Source organism: Pedococcus sp. P2_D7 (genome assembly GCF_056404295.1).
Map to the genome: position 1 here is coordinate 142,291 of NZ_JBFUEH010000007.1, position 21,583 is coordinate 163,873.

A 21,583-nucleotide genomic window follows, 5' to 3' on the forward strand; every position below is an offset into this window, starting at 1 on the left:
CCTTCGGAGCCCCGGGGCCCCAGAGTCCGTGGGGGTCCAGACCCCCGGGGTCGTGGTTGGCTTGGTCCATGACTTCCCACGAGGGCAGGGTCCGCCAGCTGCGGCTGGTGGTGCACGCGGAGGACTACGAGGAAGCGCTGCGGTTCTACCGCGACGTCATCGGTATGCCGGTGCAGGAGGCCTATGCGGGTGACGGTGGGGCACAGGTGGCGATCCTCGACGCGGGGCGCGCCACGCTCGAGCTCTCCAACACCGCCCAGGTGGAGATGATCGACCAGGTCGAGGTCGGCCGACGGGTCGCGCCACACTTCAGGGTCGCGCTCGAGGTCGACGATGCCGAGGCTGCCACCACCTCGGCCGTCGCGGCCGGCGCCGAGCTCATCGCGCCGCCCACGCAGACTCCGTGGCGCTCCCTCAACTCGAGGCTGGCGGGTCCGGCCGGCGTCCAGCTGACGCTCTTCCAGGAGCTCGATGCCTGACCTGACCAGCACCCCTGACGAGGTCGGCGTGGGGCCATGGCCCGAGGACTGGCCGGAGGGCGACCACTGGGACCCCGAGCTGCTCCGTGACGGTGACCGCCGCAACGTGGTCGACGGCTACCGCTACTGGCGGCACGACGCGATCGTGGCCGACCTCGACACCCGCCGCCACGACTTCCACGTCGCGGTCGAGAACTGGGGCCACGACTTCAACATCGGCTCGGTCATCAGGACGGCGAACGCCTTCAACGCCAAGGCATTCCACATCGTCGGCAAGCGTCGTTGGAACCGCCGCGGGGCGATGGTCACCGACCGCTACCAGCACGAGCACCACCACCCGACCGTCGAGGACCTCGTGGCCTGGGCGGCCACGGCCGGCGCCGGCCCGACCAGCGCCACCGACGCGCAGGGGCAACCGCACGGCATACCGCTGATCGGGATCGACAACCTGCCCGGCTCGCTGCCCCTCGAGACCTACGACCTGCCCCGGGAGTGCGTCCTCGTCTTCGGACAGGAGGGCCCCGGGCTCTCCGCCTCCATGCGCGAGGCCTGTGCGGTCGTACTGCACATCGAGCAGTTCGGGTCGACGCGGTCGATCAATGCCGGCGCCGCGGCAGCGATTGCGATGCATGCCTGGGTGCGACGCAACATCTTCGGGCAGGCTGTCGAATAGCACCCCGCTCGTGCGTCATCAGGGTGGAAGTACCCATCGATGAGAGGAACAGCCATGACCCAGTACATCGTCCTGCTGCCGGCCGACGAAGCTCGCTATGCGTCCGCCTCCGCAGAGGAGCGCACCGACCTCACGGCAGCCCACGGAGAGTTCGTCCAGCTGCTCGCCGAGCGTGGGCACAAGATGACCGGCGGCGCCCAGCTGACCCCGTCGGGGCAGGCGCGCGTGGTCCGCGGGACGGGCATCGACGCCGTCTCTCTGACCGACGGCCCGTACACCGAGAGCGCCGAGCAGGTCGGCGGCTACTACGTCGTGGAGACCTCGGACGCCGACGACCTGGCCAAGGTCTGCGGCCGACTGCTCACGACCCCGTTCCACGACGCCATCGAGATCCGCCAGCTCGTCGAAGGCATGTGACCCGGCCATGACCGAGTACGTCGTGCTGATCGTCGGTGACGCCGACCGCTGGTGGACCACCATGAGCGAGGACAAGCGCCAGGCGGGGTATGCCGAGTACAACCGTTTCGCGGAAGAGCTCGGCAAGCGGGGCCACAAGATCACCGGCGGTGCGGAGCTGCACGCCACCAGTGAGGGGCGGCGCATCCCTCCCGGCGGCGGCGCGGTCACGGACGGACCGTTCGCCGAGGTGACCGAGCAGGTCGGCGGCTTCTACCAGGTGGAGACCGACGACGTCGACGACCTGCTCGACTGCTGCCAGATCATCGCGTCGCTCGGCGACGGCATCCACGTGCGTCGTGTGGTGCAGCCGGAGGACCGCGAGACATGAGGTACGTCGTCCTGATCGCCTACGAACCGGGGCACTGGGACGGCGCCGACGAGGCGGTGCGCCAGGAGTACTTCGACGCGCACCACGCCTTCGAGCAGTACGTCGAGCAGCACGGTCGGCGACTGTCCAGTGGGGCGCTGAGCGATGCCGACCTGGCGACGACGATCAGGCGCGACGGCTCCTCCGACATCGTCACCGACGGACCGTTCGTGGAGCTCACGGAGCAGATCGGCGGGTACTACGACGTCGAGCTGCCCGACCTCGATGCGGCCATCGCGGCGGCGAAGCTGCTGCCCCGCGGCTACACCCTCGAGATCCGCTCCGTGGTCGGCGTGGAGGGCTACGAGAGCCTGTGAGCCGGTGACCACCGGGCCGGGCGGCCCGCCGTCCGCACCCTCGAAACCATCCGAGGTGCTGGCGACGGTCGTGCGCGAGGAGTGGGGACGACTGACGTCGCTGCTCCTCGCGCGGTTCCGGCGGCTCGACCTGGTCGAGGACGCCCTGGCCGATGCCGTCGAGACCGCGGCCCGCCGATGGGTCCGCGACGGCACGCCGGACAACCCCGTCGCCTGGCTGCACACCGCGGCCCGCCGACGGGTCCTGGACCGGCTGAGGGCCGAGTCCATGGCACTGCGCAAGGTGCCCCTGCTCGTCGTGGAGGCCGAAGGGAAGGAGGGGTCGCCCGTGCTCGCCGACCCCGGGAACCTCGTGGAGGACGACCTCCTGCGGTTGGTGCTGATGTGCACCCACCCGGCCCTCGACCCTGCGGCCGCCAGCGCCCTGGCCCTGCGGCTCGTGCTCGGCGTCAGCACCGCCGACATCGCCAGGCTCTTCCTCGTGCCGGAGCCCACCATGGCGGCGCGCGTCACCCGGGCCAAGCGCAAGATCGTCACCGCCGGCATCCCGTTCGCGGTGCCGTCCTCCGACGTGCTGCCCGACCGCCTCGACGCGGTGGCCCAGACCGCCTACCTCGCCTTCACGGCCGGCTACGCCCCCGGGTCGGGCCCCGACGCCCTGCGCACCGGCCTTGCGGGAGAAGCGATTCGGCTCGTGCGCGTCGTCCTCCGACTCCGACCGGAGGAGCCGGTGCTGGTCGCCCTGCTCGCCCTCATGCTGCTACAGCACTCGCGTCGGGATGCCCGTGTCGACGGCGACGGCGCGATCGTCCTGCTCCCCGACCAGGACCGCTCCCTGTGGCACCGCGCCGAGATCGCCGAAGGGGTCGTCCTCGCGTCGTCGCCTGCCCTCACCGGACCGCTCACCATCCAGGCCGCCGGGTATGCCGTGCAGGCCCGGATCGCGGTCGAGCACGCCACGGCGCCCAGCGCCGACGCGACCCGGTGGGACCGCATCGTCGCCCGTTACGACGACCTCGTGGCGCTGGCTCCTACCCCCAGTGCCCGGCTGGCCCGGGCGGTGGCGGTCGCCGAGGCGCAGGGTCCGCGCGAGGGGCTGGCCGCGCTCGCAGGGCTGGATGACGACCTCGCCCACAGCCACCGGCTGCCGTCGGTCCGGGCCGAGCTGCTCGCCCGCGCCGGCGACGTCGAGGCCGCCGACGCGGCATACGCCCTCGCCATCACGCGCTGTGGCAACGACGCCGAGCGCGCGCTGCTCGAGCAGCGGCGAGCGGCGCTGCGCGACACGACGGGCTGAACCCGCGTCGGGCAACCGCCAACGTGCGGACCAGCCTGAGACACGGGTGTCCGGTCGCGTGGGGTCGTGCAAAGATCGGCGGCGACGACTGCGCCCTTGGCCGCAGAGCTCGCACACCCCGCCAGTCGAAGGAGACTCCCATGCCCATCGCCACCCCCGAGGTGTACGCCGACATGCTGGACCGCGCCAAGGCCGGTTCGTTCGCCTACCCGGCGATCAACATCTCGTCGTCGCAGACCCTCAACGCCGCGATCCGTGGCTTCGCCGAGGCGGGCAGCGACGGCATCGTGCAGGTCTCCACCGGAGGCGCCGAGTACCTCTCCGGCCCGACGGTCAAGGACATGGTGACCGGGTCGATCGCGCTCGCCGCGTACGCCCACGAGGTCGCCAAGAAGTACGACGTCAACATCGCGCTGCACACCGACCACTGCCCCAAGGACAAGCTCGACGGCTTCGTCCGGCCGCTGCTCGCGGCCAGCGCCGAGCGGGTCGCTGCTGGCGGCACGCCGTGGTTCCAGTCGCACATGTGGGACGGCTCCGCGGTGCCGCTCGACGAGAACCTCGAGATCGCCCGCGAGCTGCTGGGGCTGGCCAAGGCCGCCCACGTCATCCTCGAGATCGAGGTCGGCGTGGTCGGTGGCGAGGAGGACGGGGTCGCCAACGAGATCAACGAGCAGCTCTACACGACCCCCGAGGACGCGGTGGCCACGATCAAGGCGCTCGGCGCGGGAGAGAACGGTCGCTACCTGACCGCGCTCACCTTCGGCAACGTCCACGGCGTCTACAAGCCCGGCAACGTCAAGCTCCGCCCCGAGATCCTCAAGCACGCCCAGGAGGCGGCCGCGAGCGAGCTGGGGCTCGGTGCCGATGCGCGCCCGTTCGACCTCGTCTTCCATGGCGGCTCGGGCTCGACGGCCGAGGAGATCGCGGCCGCCGTGGACTTCGGCGTCGTCAAGATGAACGTGGACACCGACACCCAGTACGCCTTCACCCGTCCGGTCGCCGGCTACATGCTCGCCAACTACGCGGGGGTGCTGAAGGTCGACGGCGAGGTCGGCAACAAGAAGCAGTACGACCCGCGCGCCTGGGGCAAGGAGGGCGAGGCCGGCATGGCGGCCCGTGTCGTCGAGGCCTGCCAGAACCTGCGCTCGGCCGGCACCCACGCATGAGCGACAACCTGCTGGGCATCCCCGAGACCCTCCTGCCCGTCGACCCCGCCGCCGCGAAGCTCGAGGAGGGCGTGGCCGCCGACCAGGTCGCCGCGGCATACCCGACCTCGTCGCTGGCGTGGGCGACCCTGGCCGAGGACGCGCTCGCCGACGGTCGCACGGTCGAGGGCTACGCCTACGCCCGCACCGGCTACCACCGCGCGCTCGACTCGCTGCGCAAGAACGGCTGGCGCGGCCAGGGCCCGGTGCCCTGGGAGCACGAGCCGAACCGCGGCTTCCTGCGCGCCCTCGCCGCGCTGTCCCGCGCTGCCGGCGCGATCGGCGAGATCGAGGAGGAACTGCGATGCGCGCAGTTCCTGCGCGACTCCTCGATGACCGGAGCCCGCGAGCTCGCTCTCTGACGCCCGCCCTCCGGGGGAACCGACCAGGCCACTCAGGTGTCTTCTGTTCGGATCGGCCGGAGAGGAAGGTGGGGTGCGTGGACGTCTCGGCAGCTGTCGCGGACATCTTCCACGCGGCGTACCCGCGCCTGGTGGTGCACCTCTACGCCTTCTGCGGCAACCAGGCCGACGCGGAGGACGCCGTCCAGGAGGCCTTCACGAAGGCCCTGCGCAACCAGAGGGGCTTCCTCGGCCTCGACCACCCCGAGGCCTGGCTGCGCACGGTCGCGCTGAACCACCTGCGCAACGGGTGGCGGCACCATGAGACGGTGCGGCGCCTCCGCGGCAAGGTGCCCGGGCCGCAGTCGGCCTTCGAGCTGGGTCCCGACCACGTCGCGATCATGACCGCGCTGGCTGGGCTCGACCGCCTGCACCGCGAGGTCGTCGTCCTGCACTACCTCGTCGACCTGCCGGTGGCCGAGATCGCCGCCACGCTCGGCATCGCCGAGGGCACCGTGAAGTCGCGGCTGTCCAGGAGCCGCGACCGGCTCGCCCCCCTGCTCGCCGAGGAGGAGCGCGAAGATGCTTGACCTGAACCGGCTCCACGAGCTCGCCGGGCAGGTCCGTACCCCGGACCTGGCCGACCTGGCCGCCGTCGCCCACGCTCGTCGCCGCCGGTCCGCCGCCGTGGTGACCGGTGCGGCAGCCGCGACCTTGGTGGTGGTCGCGCTGGTCGCCGCCAGCGTGACCGGCCAGCGGGGAGCGGCTCCGCTCCCGGTCGGACCGGGTCCTCGGACGTCCACCACGACCATCACGACGCCCCGCCCGGACCCGAGCGCGAGCTACCCGGCGCTCAGTGCCGAGGCGATCCGGCGGCACCCCACCGCGGCGCTCGATGCCGACTCGATGGTCGCGACGACAGCCACCCGTGACGGGGTCGCTGCCCGGGTCTGGACGGCCTGTCTGGGTGACTGCAGCCGAGACACCGAGTTCGTTCCCGGTGAGGTGCAGCAGGTCCTCGAGGTAACGCACGACGACTTCGTGACGAGCTCCCTCTACGTCCTCGACTGGGTCGGGGCCTCCCACGTCGTGGACGACTGGTTCTTCATCGAGGACTTCCACGGACCGGAGGCGGTGAACTCACGCGGTCAGCGTCGCCCACTGACCTACGGCGCACCGGTGCCGGTGACGGACGTCAGGGGGCCCCTGGTCCACGGCCAACAGGGCGCGGCATTCGTCGACCTGGCCGGCCGGACGGTTCACCAGCTGGAGTTCGAGGGCCCCGACGCGACCTGGGAGTGGGGCGGGGCCGGTGACAGCTGGTTCTGGGGCACCTTGGTGTTGTCGGACAACGGACCAATCGCCCGCCACGCGGTGCTGTGGCAGGCGCCCGACGGCACCTTCGGGGTGAAGGTGCTCCCGATCCCGGTGAGCGAGGGTGGCCCCGGCATGATGGCGACGAACCGACGGGGCACCATGGCCGTCGTCGAGCACTTCGCGCGGCCCCGGCTGGCGCACATCAGCACCGACTACGGCGCGACCTGGCAGGTCCGTCGGGTACCGGACGGGGTCGAGTCCGGGGGCAGCCTCCCCGACACCTGGCGGACCTGGCCGCGCGGCTGAGCCGCCACGGGGGAAGGCGCCCCGAAAGACAGTGACGCCGGGGGACCGGACCCTTGTGGATCCAGTCCCCCGGCGTCGCCCCCTGCCGTGGACCGAGGTCCACGTGGCTACCCGTCATGTCGTCGTCCCCTGCCGCCTGACGAGCGGCGTTTCGCCATTCTGCATGACCGCGGCGAGGTTGCGGTGGCACTATGCTGTCAAAGGACAGATGATGCCGCATCGGCCTGGGGGAAGCCTGTGACCAGCGGAAACGACCGCGTCCACGAGGTGGAACGGCTGTTGACCGATCCCTTCGACCGGCTCATGGGCATCCTCGAGCGGGGCGAGGCGCAGATCGACGCGCGGCGGGCCGAGCTCGCCGAGGTGCGCTACGCGCTCTATGAGCTGACCGCCCAGGGCGGGTTGGCCCGACCTCCGCAGGCAGGTCACGTGCTCGAGCCGCTGCGGGCCGAGATGGCAGCGCCCCTGCTGCGCTACCTCCTGGAGCACACCACCGAGCTGAGCCGCGTCTGCACCATGGTGATCGACGCGGGCGCCGGCATCGAGCAGGAGAACTACCGGCTCAACCAGGACCTGCTGGCCGAGGGGCGCTTCCGGCAACGCACCATCTACCCGATGGACATCATGGACACCGAGCCCGGCCGGGCGTGGCTGACGTCGTTCGCGGCGGCGGGGGAGGAGCAGCGGCTGTCGCTGTCACCGCCGAGCGAGTTCACGATCTTCGACGAGCACTCGCTGGTGGCCGTGAGTGAGTGGGGCAACCCGGAGTCCGGCTACGTCATGGTGCGCGACCCCATGCTCATCGCGGCCTTCATCCAGCTGTTCGACCGGGCCTTCGACCGCGCCCTGCCGGTCGCACCGGGCGAGGAGCAGGACGATGACGACAAGCGGCTCCTCAAGCTGCTGGGCCTCGGCCTCAAGGACGAGTCGATCGCCCGCTACCTCGGGTGCAGCCTTCGCACGGTGCGGCGCCGGGTGGCCGGGCTGATGGCCAGGCACGGGGTGCAGACCCGCTTCCAGCTCGGCCTGGCGGCGGCCGCGGGTGGTCTCGACTCCCCGGTGGGGGACCGCGACCGGTAGCCTTTCCCGGTACGGGCCCCGTGCGAACACCGCGGGGCCTGCTGCATGACCAGTTCGACGGACGCGCGGACACCGACACAGACACGGAGAGGTGCGGGTATGCCGGCAATCGTGCTCGTGGGCGCCCAGTGGGGCGACGAGGGCAAGGGCAAGGCCACCGACCTGATGGGCAGCGACGTCGACTACGTCGTGAAGTTCAACGGCGGCAACAACGCCGGCCACACCATCGTCATCGAGAAGGACGGCAAGCGCGAGAAGTACGCGCTGCACCTCCTCCCGTCGGGCATCCTCACGCCGACCTGCACCCCGATCATCGGCAACGGCGTCGTCGTCGACCTGGCCGTGCTCTTCGAGGAGCTCGACGGCCTCGAGGCGCGCGGGGTCGACACGTCGCGCTTGTTGGTCAGCGCGAACGCCCACATCATCGCGCCCTACAACCGGGTGCTCGACAAGGTGACCGAGCGGTTCCTGGGATCCCGCAAGATCGGCACCACCGGTCGGGGCATCGGTCCCACGTACGCCGACAAGATGGCGCGCAACGGCATCCGGGTGCAGGACCTCTTCGACGAGAAGATCCTGCGCCAGAAGGTCGAGGCGGCGCTGGCCTACAAGAACCAGATCCTCGCCAAGATCTACAACCGTCGCGCCGTCGAGGTCGACGAGGTGATGGACGAGCTCCTCGGGTATGCCGAGCGGTTGCGTCCCATGGTCGCCGACACCTCCCTGGTGCTCGAGCAGGCCCTCAACGAGGGCAAGACCGTGCTCCTCGAGGCCGGGCAGGCGACGCTGCTCGACGTCGACCACGGCACCTACCCCTTCGTGACGTCGTCCAACGCGACCGCCGGCGGAGCCTGCACCGGGTCGGGCATCCCGCCGACCCGCGTCTCGACGGTCATCGCGATCCTCAAGGCCTACTCGACCCGCGTCGGGGAGGGCCCGTTCCCCACCGAGCTGAACGACGCCAACGGTGAGTTCCTCCGCAAGACCGGCGCCGAGTTCGGCACCACCACCGGACGTCCGCGACGATGCGGCTGGGTCGACACCGTGGTTGGTCGCTATGCCACGCGCATCAACGGGGTGACCGACTTCGTCGTGACCAAGCTGGACGTGCTCACCGGACTGGACACCATCCCGATCTGCGTCGCCTACGACGTCGATGGTGTGCGGCACGACGAGATGCCGGTCAACCAGACCGACTTCCACCACGCGAAGCCGATCTACGAAGACCTGCCCGGCTGGTGGGAGGACATCTCGACCTGCCGCACGTTCGAGGCGCTCCCCGCCAACGCGCAGGCCTACGTGCTGCGCCTCGAGGAGCTCATCGGCGCGCGCGTGTCGGCGATCGGTGTCGGACCGGGGCGCGACGAGATCATCAGCCGGCACTCGCTGCTCGGCGCCTGACCTTGGTCGGGCCCGTGGGCGGCTCGACGGGTGACCCGGTGGGCGGGTCGCCGGCGCGGTTCGCGCCCGGCCACCCGGTCCGCGGGCGCTACACGAAGTGGGGCGGCACGCGGCACCACGGCGCCGACCTGGTCTACCTCGGTGCCGACGAGCACGGCGACTGGCTGGGCGACCCGGTCGGCAACCACTGGTCCGGCGGCCCGAAGTCGTTCGTCAGCGTCACCGACAACGTCCTGCTCGTGCCGCGCGACCGGGGCATGACGGCGATGTTCTACACCGAGCACCCCGACCAGGCCTTCGAGCTCTACGTCGACATCACCACCCCACCGGTCTGGGACGGTGACCTCGTGACGGCGGTCGACCTCGACCTCGACGTGATCCGCCGGTTCGACGGCAGCTGGTACATCGACGACGAGGACGAGTTCGCGGAGCACCAGCTCACGTACAGCTACCCGCCCGACCTGGTGGCCGCCGCCGAAGCCGAGTGCGCCCGAGTGAGCGACGAGATCCGCTCGGGTGCAACAGTTTTCGCGAACGCGACAGCCGACCAGTGGAAGTCCGTGTTTCGCAGCCTTCCCTAGGACGGATCAGGCCCGGCGGCGGCGGCCGGCGCTAACTCGCCTTTTGCATGAGGTAGCGACGGCGCTAACTCGCCTTGTGCATGAGGTAGCGACGGCGCTAACTCGCCTTGTGCATGAGGTAGCGACGGCGCTAACTCGCCTTTTGCATGAGGTAGCGACGGGGTGGGCGTCAGGTGGGGCGGAGCACGGTCATGCGGTGGGCGGCCCGGGTGAGCGCGACGTAGAGGACCCGCACCCCGCCGGGTGACTCCGCCGCGATCTCGTCGGGGTCGACGATGACCGTGGCGTCGTACTCGAGGCCCTTCGTGGACATCGGGTCGATGAGTCCGACCCGGTCACTGAGCGAGCCCAGCTCGACCAGCTCCGCGGCATACCTCGTCGGGGTGATCACGGCGATCGAACCCTCCACCTCGCGGAGGAGGGACTCGACGGCCGTCGTGGCGGCGGCGGACCAGTCGCCGGAGGCGACAGTGACGTCGAGCGGTTCGACGCCGGTCTCACGCACAGCCTTGGGGATGTCGGCGTCGGGCACGTGGGCCTGCACGACCTTGGCCGCGTAGTCGAAGATCTCCCGCGCGTTGCGGTAGTTGGTGTCCATGTGGAAGAGCCGGCGCTCCTGGGTGCCGAACGCCTCCTCGCGCGCGCGGCCGGCCTCGACGGCATCGGGCCACGACGCCTGCGCCGCGTCGCCGACGACGGTCCACGACGAGTAGCGACCCCGGCGGCCGAGCATCCGCCACTGCATCGGCGAGAGGTCCTGGGCCTCGTCGACGAGGACGTGGGCGTATTCGCCCGGGCCCTCGATGCGGCCCTGCAACAGCAGCTCCCGGGGGTCGGTGGGGGCGGTGCGCGACGACTTCGTGCCGACCGCCCGGGAGTCGACCCCAGCCCGCACCTCGGCGACGCCGAACTGCGAGACGTCCTCGAACTCCTCGATCTCGTAGAACCCGCGCTCCTCGGACGGCCCGTCCTGCACCGGTCCGAGCCGAGCAGCAAGGTCGTCGATGAGCGCGGCGTCGGCGGCCGACCAGCTGCCGAGCTCGAGGGCGTGCTGCATCGACGCGGAGAACACGTCGCACTCCTGCGGCGACAGGACTCCCTGACCGTGCTGGCGAGCCCGCTCGGGGTCAGCGAGCCAGAGCAGCACCTCACGGGGGTCGACCTGTGGCCACCAGGCAGCGAGGAAGGCGTCGACCTCGAGGTGGTCGTCGAAGCGGTCCATGAACTCGGCCCGGTCGCCGTCGCGCACGCTGGCCCAGGCGGCCTCGGCCAGGGCGCTCTGGACCGCCTTCGCCGACAGGTTGCGCTGGTGGTTGCGCAGCACCTGGGCCCGGATGCGGTCGAGCACCGGGGCGTCGACGCGCACGGCCTTGCCGTTGACGAACGCGCGGAAGGACTGGGGGGCGTCCGGGGGCGCGTCGGCGGCGGCGCGGGCGAGCAGGCGGCGGATCCCCAGCGAGCCCTTGATGGCGGCGGCCTCCGGGGTGTCCAGCCGCGTGGCGGTGACCCCGTCGACGACGTCGCCGAGGGAGCGCAGGACGACCGACTCCTCGCCGAGCGAGGGCAGCACGCGCTCGATGTATGCCGTGTAGGCCGAGGACGGGCCGACGACGAGGATGCCGCCGGACTCGAACCGGCGACGGTCGGAGTAGAGCAGGTAGGCCGCGCGGTGGAGGGCGACGACGGTCTTGCCCGTGCCGGGTCCGCCGGTGATCTCCGTGATCCCGCGGGCCGAGGCGCGGATGGCTTCGTCCTGGTGGCGCTGGATCGTCGCGACGATGTCGCGCATCTGTGCGCCACGGCTGCGGGTCAGTGCGGCCAGGAGCGCACCGTCGCCGACCACGACGAGGTCGTCGGGTGCCTCGGGCACCATGAGGTCGTCCTCGACCCCCACGACGTCGGGGCCCTTGCACCGCAGCACCCGGCGGCGCAGGACATCCATGGGCTCGACCGGGGTGGCGCGGTAGAAGGCGGCGGCCGCGGGTGCGCGCCAGTCGACCACCAGGGGTTCGTAGTCGTCGTCGCGCACGCCCAGCCGGCCGATGTAGCGCGTCTCGCGGTCGGGGGCCTTGGCCTCGTCGGACAGCGCGTGGTCGAGGTCGAGCCGGCCGAACACGAGGCCTTCGTACTGGGTGTCGAGGGTCGAGCGCCGGCGGGCGGCGTTGAAGACGAGGGCATCGCGCTCGAAGAGCCCGGTCAGCTCCTCGTCGCGCACGTCGCCGGTGCGGTCGGTGCGACCGCGCGCGAGGCCGTCGGCCTCGATGAGTCCGGCCCGTGCCTGGGCCTTGATGAGCTCGGCGTAGACGAGATCGACATGGGTCTGCTCGATGGCGATCTCACGGGCGACCTCGGCGCTGGACGCCTTCGCGCTCGAGTGGTCCGATCCCGTCACGGTGCATTGCTTTCTGGCTGGTCGTTGATGGCGTCCCCGGTCGGCACCGTCTGGCGGCGCTGCCGTGCCGTCTGGTCCCCACACGGAGAACGCACGAGTCTAGCGAGCAGGGCGAGCCTTGCCGCGCACTAGACCATTCCGCGGCGCGCGGCCTGCACGCCGGCCTGGAAGCGGGTGCCCGCGCCGAGCTGGTCCATCAGGGCCCTGACCCGCCGTTCGACGGTGCGCTGGGACACCCCGGCCTGGCGAGCGATCGTGGCGTCGGGGGCGCCGGCGGCGAGCAGCGACAGGATCAGCTGGTCGCGTCGCTCGGTCGTGACCCCGCCGATCGAGAGCGGGGAGCCGAGGTCCCAGAGGTGGTCGGAGAGGGCGATGAGCGCGAGCACCATCGACCGCGCTCGGATCAGGGCCGAGCCGAAGCCCGAGGGGTCGAAGGCGCTGACGTCGACGATCGCCACCACCTCGTCGACGATCACCGCCGAGAACGGCACCGCCGAGGTGAACCGGAACCGCTCGCCGCCCCGCTCCCGCGCCTCGAGGATCTCGAGGGCGCCGTCGATCTCCAGGACGTCGGTGTCGTAGACCGTCGTGTAGTCGAGCACGTTGCCGCCCACGCCGCGGCTCGGCTCCTCGTGGCTGTGCAGCGGGCTGGAGAACAGCGCCCGGGTGCGCGGCGAGAGTGACCGGAACGTGCGGATCCGCTCGGTGCCGGCTGCCACCGCCTCCGCCGTGACTGCCGCGATCTCGTCCAGGGAGTTGAGGATCCGCACCGTCCCGACGTCGGGTGCCAGGGAGGCCGACCTCGCCTGGAAGTAGACCTGCGCGAGCTCGTGGGCCGCCGATCGGGTCTCGCGAGCCCGTCGCTCGTAGTCCAGGGCCAGGGCGGGCAGGGAGATGTCAGGGGGGATGACCTCGATCCGGCCGCCCTGGTGGAGCCGCACCAGGCCCCGGCTGCCGAGGACCTCGAGGGAGTGGTCGACCAGGGGCGCCTTCATGCCCTGGGCGATGAGCAGGGACCTCGTCGGATCCTGGTGTTGCAGGACCGCGAGGAAGACCCGCGTGACGGTGCCCTCGACCTCGTCGACGTCGACCTCCAGGTCGAGACCTGCACCGATCCCGGTGGCGACCTTGGAGCCGCGGCCGGCGGTGAAGCCGGGGCTCAGCCCGTTGGTGAGGACCGCGTCGGTGACCCCCACGACCGCCGCATGGGTGGCGTCGTCCGTCCGACTGTCGTCCGGCATGCCCACATGCTTGCCCTCTGGCGAGATTCCGTCAATGGCGCAAGTCCGACACGAATGGGCTTTACCTCTGGCCCAGACATGGTCCACTCTTGAACCAGTCGACCTCGTCGACCCACGTGCATGGTTGCAGGTTCCCCCGCCAGGCGACCGCACGTCGGCTGCGCGGCGTCCCCGGGAGATGTCCCCCCTGCCTCCCCGGGACGCCGCGCACTCAGGTCCGGCGCCCTTTGCCCGCGTCCCGGTCGGTCTGCTCGCGCGTGACTCTCTACGCTGGGCCCGTGAAGGTTCTCGTGATCGGTACCGGTGCCCGCGAGCACGCCATCGTCAAGGCCCTCGGTGCCGACCCGGAGGTCGACGCGGTGATCGTGGCCCCGGGAAACCCGGGGATGGACGCGATCGCCCTCTGCGAGGCACTGCCCGGTGGGGTCCTCGACGGTGAGGCGATCGTGGAGCTGGCCCGCCGGCATACCGTCGACCTGGTGGTGATCGGCCCTGAGGCGCCACTCGTCGCGGGGGTCGCCGACGTCGTGCGCGACGCCGGGCTCCTGGCCTTCGGCCCGTCGGCCGAGGCCGCGCAGCTCGAGGGCAGCAAGTCCTTCGCCAAGGAGGTGATGGCGGCGGCCGATGTGCCGACGGCGATGGCGCGCGTCTGCACCACCCTCGACGAGGTCGCTGACGCGCTCGATGCGTTGGGTGCGCCCCACGTGGTGAAGGACGACGGCCTGGCCGCGGGCAAGGGAGTGGTCGTGACCACTGACCGCGCCGAAGCGCTCGCGCACGCCGAGGCGTGCCTGGCCAAGGAGGGGGGAGTGGTCGTCGTCGAGGAGTTCCTCGACGGGCCCGAGGTGTCGCTGTTCTGCCTCTGTGACGGCAGCACGGTCGTCCCCCTCGCCCCGGCCCAGGACTTCAAGCGGGTCGGCGACGACGACCAGGGCCCCAACACCGGGGGCATGGGCGCCTACAGCCCCCTCGACTGGGCCCCGGCGTCGCTGGTCGACGAGCTCGTCAGCCGGGTCGCGCAGCCGACCGTCGACGAGATGGCCCGACGCGGGACGCCGTTCTCCGGGGTGCTCTACATCGGGGTGGCCGTCACGTCGCGCGGCCCGCGGGTCATCGAGTTCAACGCCCGCTTCGGCGACCCGGAGACGCAGGTCGTGCTGGCCCGCCTGCAGACCCCCCTCGGCGGTCTGCTGAAGGCCGCGGCCAAGGGCGAGCTCGATGGCGTGGGTGCGCTCCACTGGTCCGACCAGCACGCCGTGACGGTGGTGGTGGCCTCGCACAACTACCCCGGTACCCCGCGCACCGGTGACCCCGTCACCGGTATCGAGGAGGCCTCCGAGGTGCCGACGACCTACGTGCTCCACGCGGGCACTGCGCGCGCCGACGACGGCACGCTCGTCTCGGCAGGGGGTCGCGTCCTGTCGGTCGTGGCCCTCGGCGAGAGCCTCACCCAGGCGAGGGAACGGGTCTACGAGGCGATCGACCACATCGAGCTCGAGGGTTCGCACCACCGCACCGACATCGCGCTCGCGGCCGAGCGCGAGGAGCTGCACATCGGCTGAGCGACCTGCGCGCCCCTGGTGAGAGGTGCAGGGGCGTCAGCCCGCGCGCCGCGCTGCAGCGAGTCCCACGGCGCCCACGGCAGCGCAGGCGGTCATCGTTGCGGCGAACAGCCACCCCGGCAGGTCCGGGGCCTGCCACGCGATCAGCGCCCCGGCGCCGGCCAGCCCGATCGCCTGGGCGACCGACGCGGTCAGGCTCGAGGCGGCGGTGATCCGACCCTGGTCGCTCACCGGGGCGAACAGCAGCAGCTGGGTCGAGAGGGTGGGTGAGACGATCCCCATCCCGAGCCCGGCCACCCCCCACAGCGCCAAGCCGGCGACGACGGGCAGGGCGTCGAGGCTGGTGAGCGCAGGCCCCAGCACGCCGAGGGTGATGAGGGCGAACCCCACGACCAGGCGGCGCACGGCCGGCACCCGTCGTTGCACGACGTCGAGGCCGTGCAGCTGCGAGCCGGTCGCCCACGACAGGCCGGTCACGGTGAGGCTGGCGCCCGCGGCGGCGGGGCCGAGGCCGTGGATCGTGGTCAGCATGAGGGGGAGCAGGCTGCCGGCGGTGCCGAACGCCGCAGCGACGAGTCCGCGCAGGGCCACCAGCGCCGGTATGCCGCGGGCGAACCGCAGCGTCCCGGCCGGCAGGACCGTGCGCACTGCGGGCACGGTGCAAGCCGTGCCGACGAGGACGAGCGCGACGCCGAGCACCTCGACGGGGCCTGAGCGGCCCAGCAGGGAACCTCCCGCGGTCAGGGCCGCGAGGCCTGCCGCCGCCAGGGCAGCGGCGCGGACGGCGCGGTGCTCGCGCGGCGTCCACGAGGTCTGGGTCTCAGCGATGGAGCGCTCGCTGACACCGCTCAGGGTGACGGCGACCTCCGCGCGCATGGCGGGGCGCAGCAGGAACCATGCGAACGGCAGCAGGGCGACTCCGATGGCGAAGACCGACCGCCACGACAGCACCTCGGCGAGTAGTCCCGCGACCGGTGGGCCGACCAACGAGGGCAGCACCCACGCCGCCGCGAACGCCGCGAACACCTTGGCTCGCAGCTCCTCCGGCAGGCTGCGGGCGAGCAGGACGGTGAGCGAGACATCCATCAGCGCCTCCGCGATCCCCGAGCCGAACCGGCCCACCGCAAAGACGGACATCCCCGGCGCGAACGCCATCGCGACCTGGGATGCCGTGAACACGAGCATCCCGGCCTGGAGCGGCCGCACCGGCCCACGGTGGTCTGCCCAGGCCCCGGCCACCACGGTGGCGACGACGAACGACACCAGGGGCGCCGCGCTGGCGGCTCCGAACAGCCACAAGCCGTCGAGGTCGCGCGCGACGGTGGGCAGCACGGTCATGGTGGCGCGGTTCTCGAAGGCGCCCAGGGTCACCAACGCCACGGCCCCCACGGCGAAGGGCAGGTGAGCCCGGTCCAGCAGGGAGGCGGGCCGTGCGGGAGCGTCCGTGTCGGTTGCGGCGGGGGTGGCGGTCGGCATGGGCACGAGTGTGGAAGGTGAAGTCGACTTCAAGTCAAGCCGTGGAGCGCGCACGTGTTGCGCGGTGATCGTCACGCAAGCCGGAAACGCGGTCCGCGTGACGACCTGGCAGCACCAAGTCGGGGCAGCGGCTGGGAAGATGTCGGCCATGACGTCCTCCCAGCCCGACGCGGCCGCTGCCCCCGTCGACCTGCCCGGCTACGCCCACGTCTACTCGGGCAAGGTCCGCGACCTCTACGCCCCCCTCGACGGCTCCGGTGCCCCCCGCGACGACCAGCTGCTGCTGGTCGCGAGCGACCGGCTCTCGGCCTTCGACTTCATCCTCGAGACGCCGATCCCCGACAAGGGCGCGGTCCTGACCCAGCTGTCCCTCTGGTGGTTCGAGCAGCTCCAGGACCTGGTCCCCAACCACGTCATCTCGACCGACGTGCCTTCCGAGGTGGCCGGGCGTGGGGTGCTGGTGCGACGACTCGAGATGCTGCCCGTCGAGTGCGTGGCCCGCGCCTACCTGACCGGCGGCGGTCTCCGGGAGTACCAGGCTGACGGCCACGTCAGCGGGGTGCGGCTGCCCGACGGCCTCGTCGACGGCTCACGCCTCCCCGAGCCGATCTTCACGCCGTCGACGAAGGCGCCCGTGGGCGAGCACGACCAGCCGATGCCGTATGCCGATGTCGTGGCTGCAGTGGGCGCGCGCACCGCCCAGCGCGCCAGCGACCTGACCACCCGGATCCTCGCCCGGGGCAACGAGATCGCGGCTGAGCGAGGCATCCTCATCGCCGACACCAAGGTGGAGTTCGGGGTCGACGGCGACGAGCTGGTGCTGGCCGACGAGGTCCTCACCCCCGACTCCTCGAGGTTCTGGCCCGCCGACCAGTGGGAGCCCGGCCACACCCAGCCGTCGTTCGACAAGGAGTTCGTGCGCGAGTGGTTGATCTCGCCCGCGAGCGGGTGGGACAAGGCCTCCGGCCAGGCCCCGCCGCCGCTGCCCGACGACGTGCTCGAGCGCACCCGCGCCAAGTACGTCGAGGCCTACGAGCGGCTCACCGGCCGCACCTTCTCGTCCTGACCGACGGGAGTCAGCAGCGCCACGGGGATGGTCCGATGGGCTTTTCGTTCGTACTTCGCCACCGCGGGTAGGGCGCCGAGGATGGCGCCGTTCCACACCTCGTCCCGCTCGCTGCCGTGCAGCTCACGAGCCGACGCGGGCAGGTGTTCGGACCGGACCTGCAGATCAGTCGCGCCAGCTGCCCGGAGGTTGCGGAACCAGTCGGGGTCGCGGGGCGCACCGGAAGCGGTGCCCCAGACCAGGTAGCCGTCGGGGCGACGCAGGGCGCGGACACAGGTCGAGTGCGGCAGACCGGTGCGGCGCCCCGGCGTGGTCAGCATCACCACGGGGGCCTCCTTCGTGCCGCCCATGGCGCGACCCTTCAGGAGGCGGTACGACCACACACCCATCCGCGTCGACCACGTGGTCATCGACATGCCCCCAGTGTCGCGCTCCGACCGGTCGCGCAACAGGGGTCGCGCACCAGGGGTCGCGCAACAGAGGTCGCGCACCAGGGGTCGCGTCCCGGGAGGTGACCGTGCGGCATACCAGCGCGCGGGCGCGGATAGACTGCGCGTGCTTCCTTCCCGCACCACCCCGCTGCAACCCAGGAGACACCCGAATGGGCCACGTCGTCATCGACGTCATGTTGAAGCCAGAGATCCTCGACCCCCAGGGGCAGGCCGTGAACGGGGCACTTCCCCGGCTCGGCTTCGAGCAGTTCACCGACGTGAGGCAGGGCAAGCGCTTCGTCCTCACGGTCGACGGTGAGGTGACCGACGAGCACCTCGCAGCGGCGGCCGAGGCGGCCGAGAAGCTGCTCTCCAACCCCGTCATCGAGGACGTCGTGTCCGTGCGTTCGGCAGAGGACCCGGACCAGTGAAGGTCGGGGTCGTCACGTTCCCGGGCTCGCTCGACGACCGTGATGCGGCCCGCGCCGTGCGCGCCGTCGGTGCCGAGGCCGTCATGCTCTGGCACGGCGACGCCGACCTCAAGGGGGTCGACGCGGTCATCCTGCCCGGCGGCTTCTCCTACGGCGACTACCTCCGCTGCGGCGCCATCGCCCGCTTCGCCCCCGTCATGGACGCGCTCATCCCCGCGGCGCAGGGTGGCCTGCCCGTGATCGGGATCTGCAACGGGTTCCAGGTGCTCTGCGAGTCGCACCTGCTCCCCGGCGCGCTGATCCGCAACGACCACCGCAAGTTCAACTGCGTCGACCAGCGACTGGTCGTCGAGAACGCCTCCACCGCCTGGACCTCCGACTTCGAGGCGGGGCAGGAGATCACCATCGTCCTCAAGAACGGCGAGGGCGGCTTCGTGGCCGACGAGCGCACGCTCGACGAGCTCGAGGGCGAGGGCCGTGTGGTCTTCCGGTATGCCGGTGACAACCCCAACGGCTCGTACCGCGCCATCGCGGGGATCACCAACGACCGCGGCAACATCGTGGGGCTGATGCCCCACCCCGAGCACGCCATCGAGGAGGGCTACGGCCCCTCGACCGACGGGCTCCCGTTCTTCACCTCCGTCCTGAAGGCACTGGCCACCGCATGACCGCGCACCCCACGACCGCCCAGGTCGACAAGCCCGTCCTCGACACGGTCGCCCACGCGGCGCAGACCCCGGACGCCGACCAGCCGTGGGTCGAGCTCGGCCTCAAGGCCGACGAGTACGCCACGATCCGCGAGATCGTCGGTCGTCGCCCGACCAGCGCCGAGCTGGCGATGTACTCGGTGATGTGGTCGGAGCACTGCTCCTACAAGTCGTCCAAGGTGCACTTCTCCCTCTGGGGCGAGAACACCACCGACGAGATGCGCGAGAAGCTCCTCGTCGGCATCGGTGAGAACGCCGGCGTCGTCGACATCGGCGACGGCTGGGCGGTCACCTTCAAGGTCGAGTCGCACAACCACCCGTCCTACGTCGAGCCCTACCAGGGCGCCGCGACCGGGGTCGGCGGCATCATCCGCGACATCATGTCGATGGGCGCGCGCCCGATCGCGATCATGGACCCGCTGCGGTTCGGCAACCTCAACCACCCCGACACCCAGCGGGTGCTCCCCGGGGTGGTCGCGGGTGTCGGTGGCTACGGCAACTGCATCGGCCTGCCGAACATCGGTGGCGAGGTGGTCTTCGACGACTGCTACCAGGGCAACCCGCTCGTCAACGCGCTCTGCGTCGGCGCCATGCGGATCGAGGACATCCACCTCGCCAAGGCCTCCGGGGTCGGCAACAAGGTGATCCTCTTCGGCGCCAGGACCGGCGGCGACGGCATCGGCGGCGTCTCGGTGCTCGCCTCCGAGACGTTCGACGAGGGTGGCCCGACCAAGCGCCCCGCGGTGCAGGTCGGCGACCCGTTCGCGGAGAAGGTGCTCATCGAGTGCTGCCTCGACCTGTATGCCGCGCACGTGGTCGACGGGATCCAGGACCTCGGCGGCGCGGGCCTGTCCTGCGCCACCAGCGAGCTGGCGTCCAACGGCGACGGTGGCATGCAGATCGAGCTCGACCGCGTCCCGCTGCGCGACGCCTCGCTGCGACCTGAGGAGATCCTCATGTCGGAGAGCCAGGAACGCATGATGGCCGTCGTGGCCCCTGAGCACCTCGACGAGTTCATGGCGATCACCGACCGCTGGGACGTCGAGGCCACCGTGCTCGGCGAGGTCACCGACGGCGAGCACCTGGTCATCACCTGGCACGGCGAGGTCATCGTCGACGTGCCGCCGCGGTCGGTCGCCCACGAGGGCCCGACCTACCACCGCCCGCTGGAGCGCCCGGCATACCTCGATGCGTTGCAGGACAACGGCACTGACACGTTGGGACGTCCCGTGGACGGCCTCGGGCTCAAGTCCGACCTGCTGACGCTGCTCGCCTCGCCGAACCTCTGCGACAAGTCGTGGGTCACCGACCAGTACGACCGCTACGTGCTCGGCAACACCGCGCTCGCGATGCCCGACGACGCGGGTGTGGTGCGCGTCGACGAGGAGACCGGTCGTGGCGTCGCGGTGTCGACCGACTGCAACGGGCGGTTCGCCAAGCTCGACCCGTATGCCGGGGCGCAGCTCGCGCTGGCCGAGTCCTACCGCAACGTCGCGACGGCCGGGGCGACCCCGCTGGCCGTGACCGACTGCCTCAACTTCGGCTCGCCGGAGGACCCGGGCGTGATGTGGCAGTTCCGCGAGGCCGTCAAGGGCATCGCCGAGGGCTGCAAGACGCTCGGCATCCCGGTCACCGGCGGCAACGTCAGCTTCTACAACCAGACCGGTGACGTCGCGATCCACCCGACGCCGGTCATCGGCGTGCTGGGGGTCATGGACGACGTCGCCCGGCGCACGCCCTCGGGCTGGAAGACCCCCGGCCAGGTCATCTACCTGCTCGGCACCACTGGCGACGAGCTGGCCGGCGGCGAGTGGGCGCACGTCGTGCACGGGCACCTCGGAGGCCTGCCGCCCAAGGTCGACCTGGCGGCCGAGCAGCTGCTGGGCGAGATCTTGGTCAACGCGAGTCGCGACGGCCTCGTCGACGCTGCCCACGACCTCTCCGACGGTGGTCTGGCGATCACGCTGGCCGAGGCGACCATGCGCTACGGCACCGGGGCCCGGATCTGGCTCGATGCGGTGTGCGAGCGTGACGGCATCGACGCGTTCACCGCGCTCTTCAGCGAGTCCACCGCGCGGGTCGTCGTGTCGGTGCCGCGCTCCGAGGAGGTGCGCTTCACCGACATGTGCACCGCCCGTGGTCAGGTGCACGCCCGGATCGGGGTGGTGGACGACGAGACCGACGGTCTCGACATCCAGGGCCAGTTCACGGTCTCGCTCGACGAGCTGCGGACTGCGCACACCGCGACCATGCGGGACGTCTTCGGCGGCTGAGCCCGGACACGCGAGCGGCCCGGTCGCGCATCCCCCGCGCGTCCGGGCCGTTCGTCCCCTGTGTGTCCCCGCCTTGAACAGTACGTCGGGGCTCTGACAGCCGCCATGGGTAGAAGTACCCATTCTCGTCCGTCGAACGGCTCAAAGTGCCGAGCGTCAACGAGTGTGGGTGGGTCGT

Annotated in this window: 22 protein-coding genes; 18 read left to right on the top strand and 4 right to left on the bottom strand. The window is 71.3% G+C overall.

Features of this window, described 5'->3' with window-relative positions; genetic code table 11:
• Positions 1-68: 68 nt before the first annotated feature.
• The 13 genes from AC1DWJ_RS17330 to AC1DWJ_RS17390 all read left to right on the top strand — a co-directional run bounded on the left by AC1DWJ_RS17330 (position 69) and on the right by AC1DWJ_RS17390 (position 9,826).
• Positions 69-479 carry a VOC family protein gene (locus AC1DWJ_RS17330; protein WP_477621487.1) on the top strand — a complete coding sequence of 137 codons (411 nt, stop codon included), beginning with the start codon at positions 69-71 and terminating at the stop codon, positions 477-479.
• Positions 472-1,152, top strand: coding sequence for a TrmH family RNA methyltransferase (locus tag AC1DWJ_RS17335; protein WP_457255022.1), 681 nt, complete (start codon positions 472-474; stop codon positions 1,150-1,152). Before AC1DWJ_RS17330 ends, AC1DWJ_RS17335 begins: the two co-directional genes overlap by 8 nt.
• A 54-nt stretch (positions 1,153-1,206) precedes the next feature.
• The gene (locus AC1DWJ_RS17340) at positions 1,207-1,569 is read left to right on the top strand and encodes a YciI family protein (RefSeq protein WP_477621488.1); all 363 of its coding nucleotides are present in this window, start codon (positions 1,207-1,209) and stop codon (positions 1,567-1,569) included.
• Positions 1,570-1,576: 7 nt separating this feature from the next.
• Positions 1,577-1,939 (top strand): YciI family protein, encoded by a 363-nt coding sequence (locus tag AC1DWJ_RS17345; RefSeq protein WP_457255024.1) that lies wholly within the window; start codon positions 1,577-1,579, stop codon positions 1,937-1,939.
• A complete protein-coding gene (locus tag AC1DWJ_RS17350; protein ID WP_457255025.1) occupies positions 1,936-2,295 on the top strand; it encodes a YciI family protein in 360 nt (119 codons plus the stop codon). The genes AC1DWJ_RS17345 and AC1DWJ_RS17350 overlap by 4 nt, the downstream gene beginning before the upstream one ends.
• 4 nt (positions 2,296-2,299) lie before the next feature.
• Positions 2,300-3,592, top strand: coding sequence for an RNA polymerase sigma factor (locus AC1DWJ_RS17355; protein ID WP_457255026.1), 1,293 nt, complete (start codon positions 2,300-2,302; stop codon positions 3,590-3,592).
• Positions 3,593-3,732: 140 nt separating this feature from the next.
• Entirely contained in the window at positions 3,733-4,761 is a 1,029-nt protein-coding gene (gene fbaA, locus AC1DWJ_RS17360) for a class II fructose-bisphosphate aldolase (protein ID WP_457255027.1), read from the top strand.
• Positions 4,758-5,162 carry a DUF3151 domain-containing protein gene (locus tag AC1DWJ_RS17365; RefSeq protein WP_457255028.1) on the top strand — a complete coding sequence of 135 codons (405 nt, stop codon included), beginning with the start codon at positions 4,758-4,760 and terminating at the stop codon, positions 5,160-5,162. The genes fbaA and AC1DWJ_RS17365 overlap by 4 nt, the downstream gene beginning before the upstream one ends.
• Positions 5,163-5,239: 77 nt before the next feature.
• Positions 5,240-5,731, top strand: coding sequence for an RNA polymerase sigma factor (locus tag AC1DWJ_RS17370; protein ID WP_457255029.1), 492 nt, complete (start codon positions 5,240-5,242; stop codon positions 5,729-5,731).
• Positions 5,724-6,764: a hypothetical protein gene (locus tag AC1DWJ_RS17375; protein ID WP_477621489.1), complete on the top strand. Its 1,041-nt coding sequence runs from the start codon at positions 5,724-5,726 to the stop codon at positions 6,762-6,764. The genes AC1DWJ_RS17370 and AC1DWJ_RS17375 overlap by 8 nt, the downstream gene beginning before the upstream one ends.
• Before the next feature lie 237 nt (positions 6,765-7,001).
• Positions 7,002-7,844, top strand: a complete 843-nt coding sequence (locus tag AC1DWJ_RS17380; protein ID WP_457255031.1) for a hypothetical protein — start codon at positions 7,002-7,004, stop codon at positions 7,842-7,844.
• A 99-nt stretch (positions 7,845-7,943) separates the two neighbouring features.
• Positions 7,944-9,245, top strand: coding sequence for an adenylosuccinate synthase (locus AC1DWJ_RS17385; RefSeq protein ID WP_457255032.1), 1,302 nt, complete (start codon positions 7,944-7,946; stop codon positions 9,243-9,245).
• A gap of 14 nt (positions 9,246-9,259) precedes the next feature.
• Positions 9,260-9,826: a DUF402 domain-containing protein gene (locus tag AC1DWJ_RS17390; RefSeq protein WP_477621490.1), complete on the top strand. Its 567-nt coding sequence runs from the start codon at positions 9,260-9,262 to the stop codon at positions 9,824-9,826.
• A 169-nt stretch (positions 9,827-9,995) separates the two neighbouring features.
• On the opposite strand, the gene AC1DWJ_RS17395 is transcribed toward AC1DWJ_RS17390, so the two are convergent.
• Together AC1DWJ_RS17395 and AC1DWJ_RS17400 are read right to left on the bottom strand one after the other, a co-directional pair.
• The gene (locus AC1DWJ_RS17395) at positions 9,996-12,218 is read right to left on the bottom strand and encodes a HelD family protein (protein WP_477621491.1); all 2,223 of its coding nucleotides are present in this window, start codon (positions 12,216-12,218) and stop codon (positions 9,996-9,998) included.
• Positions 12,219-12,346: 128 nt separating this feature from the next.
• Positions 12,347-13,459 (bottom strand): helix-turn-helix transcriptional regulator, encoded by a 1,113-nt coding sequence (locus AC1DWJ_RS17400; protein WP_457255035.1) that lies wholly within the window; start codon positions 13,457-13,459, stop codon positions 12,347-12,349.
• A 278-nt stretch (positions 13,460-13,737) separates the two neighbouring features.
• On the opposite strand from AC1DWJ_RS17400, the gene purD reads away from it, so the two are divergent.
• Entirely contained in the window at positions 13,738-15,021 is a 1,284-nt protein-coding gene (gene purD / locus AC1DWJ_RS17405) for a phosphoribosylamine--glycine ligase (protein WP_457255036.1), read from the top strand.
• A 36-nt stretch (positions 15,022-15,057) separates the two neighbouring features.
• Here the strand turns inward: purD and AC1DWJ_RS17410 are convergent, their stop codons facing one another.
• Positions 15,058-16,497, bottom strand: a complete 1,440-nt coding sequence (locus AC1DWJ_RS17410) for an MFS transporter (RefSeq protein ID WP_457255037.1) — start codon at positions 16,495-16,497, stop codon at positions 15,058-15,060.
• Between the two features lie 148 nt (positions 16,498-16,645).
• On the opposite strand from AC1DWJ_RS17410, the gene AC1DWJ_RS17415 reads away from it, so the two are divergent.
• Positions 16,646-17,563, top strand: a complete 918-nt coding sequence (locus AC1DWJ_RS17415) for a phosphoribosylaminoimidazolesuccinocarboxamide synthase (RefSeq protein ID WP_457255038.1) — start codon at positions 16,646-16,648, stop codon at positions 17,561-17,563.
• Here AC1DWJ_RS17415 and AC1DWJ_RS17420 read toward each other — a convergent pair.
• A complete protein-coding gene (locus AC1DWJ_RS17420) occupies positions 17,527-17,979 on the bottom strand; it encodes a nitroreductase/quinone reductase family protein (RefSeq protein WP_457255039.1) in 453 nt (150 codons plus the stop codon). The two genes, AC1DWJ_RS17415 and AC1DWJ_RS17420, sit on opposite strands and share 37 nt — an antisense overlap.
• A gap of 185 nt (positions 17,980-18,164) precedes the next feature.
• Here AC1DWJ_RS17420 and purS point away from each other — a divergent pair, with 185 nt between their 5' ends.
• From purS to purL, 3 genes are read left to right on the top strand one after another with little or no spacing between them, the layout of a single operon-like run.
• Positions 18,165-18,425, top strand: a complete 261-nt coding sequence (purS, locus tag AC1DWJ_RS17425; RefSeq protein WP_457255040.1) for a phosphoribosylformylglycinamidine synthase subunit PurS — start codon at positions 18,165-18,167, stop codon at positions 18,423-18,425.
• Positions 18,422-19,093 (top strand): phosphoribosylformylglycinamidine synthase subunit PurQ, encoded by a 672-nt coding sequence (gene purQ / locus AC1DWJ_RS17430; protein ID WP_457255041.1) that lies wholly within the window; start codon positions 18,422-18,424, stop codon positions 19,091-19,093. Before purS ends, purQ begins: the two co-directional genes overlap by 4 nt.
• A complete protein-coding gene (purL, locus tag AC1DWJ_RS17435) occupies positions 19,090-21,405 on the top strand; it encodes a phosphoribosylformylglycinamidine synthase subunit PurL (protein ID WP_457255042.1) in 2,316 nt (771 codons plus the stop codon). Before purQ ends, purL begins: the two co-directional genes overlap by 4 nt.
• Positions 21,406-21,583: the final 178 nt, after the last annotated feature.

Excerpts from the sequence above, each read along its gene's own strand:
- AC1DWJ_RS17330 (WP_477621487.1), top strand. The coding sequence starts at position 69 with ATGACTTCCCACGAGGGCAGGGTCCGCCAGCTGCGGCTGGTGGTGCAC.
- AC1DWJ_RS17335 (WP_457255022.1), top strand. The coding sequence starts at position 472 with ATGCCTGACCTGACCAGCACCCCTGACGAGGTCGGCGTGGGGCCATGG.
- AC1DWJ_RS17340 (WP_477621488.1), top strand. The coding sequence starts at position 1,207 with ATGACCCAGTACATCGTCCTGCTGCCGGCCGACGAAGCTCGCTATGCG.
- AC1DWJ_RS17345 (WP_457255024.1), top strand. The coding sequence starts at position 1,577 with ATGACCGAGTACGTCGTGCTGATCGTCGGTGACGCCGACCGCTGGTGG.
- AC1DWJ_RS17350 (WP_457255025.1), top strand. The coding sequence starts at position 1,936 with ATGAGGTACGTCGTCCTGATCGCCTACGAACCGGGGCACTGGGACGGC.
- fbaA (WP_457255027.1), top strand. The coding sequence starts at position 3,733 with ATGCCCATCGCCACCCCCGAGGTGTACGCCGACATGCTGGACCGCGCC.
- AC1DWJ_RS17365 (WP_457255028.1), top strand. The coding sequence starts at position 4,758 with ATGAGCGACAACCTGCTGGGCATCCCCGAGACCCTCCTGCCCGTCGAC.
- AC1DWJ_RS17375 (WP_477621489.1), top strand. The coding sequence starts at position 5,724 with ATGCTTGACCTGAACCGGCTCCACGAGCTCGCCGGGCAGGTCCGTACC.
- AC1DWJ_RS17385 (WP_457255032.1), top strand. The coding sequence starts at position 7,944 with ATGCCGGCAATCGTGCTCGTGGGCGCCCAGTGGGGCGACGAGGGCAAG.
- AC1DWJ_RS17400 (WP_457255035.1), bottom strand. The coding sequence starts at position 13,459 with ATGCCGGACGACAGTCGGACGGACGACGCCACCCATGCGGCGGTCGTG.
- AC1DWJ_RS17410 (WP_457255037.1), bottom strand. The coding sequence starts at position 16,497 with ATGCCGACCGCCACCCCCGCCGCAACCGACACGGACGCTCCCGCACGG.
- AC1DWJ_RS17415 (WP_457255038.1), top strand. The coding sequence starts at position 16,646 with ATGACGTCCTCCCAGCCCGACGCGGCCGCTGCCCCCGTCGACCTGCCC.
- AC1DWJ_RS17420 (WP_457255039.1), bottom strand. The coding sequence starts at position 17,979 with ATGTCGATGACCACGTGGTCGACGCGGATGGGTGTGTGGTCGTACCGC.
- purS (WP_457255040.1), top strand. The coding sequence starts at position 18,165 with ATGGGCCACGTCGTCATCGACGTCATGTTGAAGCCAGAGATCCTCGAC.
- purL (WP_457255042.1), top strand. The coding sequence starts at position 19,090 with ATGACCGCGCACCCCACGACCGCCCAGGTCGACAAGCCCGTCCTCGAC.